The organism is Polaribacter sp. OB-PA-B3 (assembly GCF_054589375.1).
In genome coordinates this window covers 1-371 of the sequence record NZ_BAAIIX010000024.1, presented here as the reverse complement: position 1 = coordinate 371, position 371 = coordinate 1, and the positions used below count along the sequence as shown (strand labels likewise).

The following is a 371-nucleotide window of genomic DNA, read 5'->3' as shown; positions in this document are numbered from 1 at the left end:
GACAACGATGGCAATGTTTCTAACAATGCTACCGTAACGATAGATTATGTACCGGTTGCAGTAAATGACGAGAGTTTCGGTAATACCGTAGCGTCAGATGTTACATTAAATGTTTTAAGTAATGATACAGCAGGTGATGCAGTTGTAGCGAACACATTTGTGTTTGGAAGTACAGCAAACCCATTACCAGCAGGAGGGACTATTTCAGGAAGCATTGCAGCAGGAGATTATCAATTGACAGTTGCAGGAGAAGGAGTTTGGTCTTATGACGGATCAGGTAGTTTAACCTTCGATCCAGAAGCAGGCTTTACTACAGATCCAACAGTGATTGGTTATACGGTAAGTGATGCAGAAGGCAATGCAACATCAGC

At 42.3% G+C, this 371-nt stretch carries 1 protein-coding gene; it reads left to right on the top strand.

Going from position 1 to position 371, the window contains the following annotated elements; translation table 11 throughout:
- Window positions 1-371, top strand: a 371-nt coding sequence (locus tag ACYPV9_RS14250; protein WP_459744838.1) for a hypothetical protein, incomplete at both ends; no start/stop codon positions are given.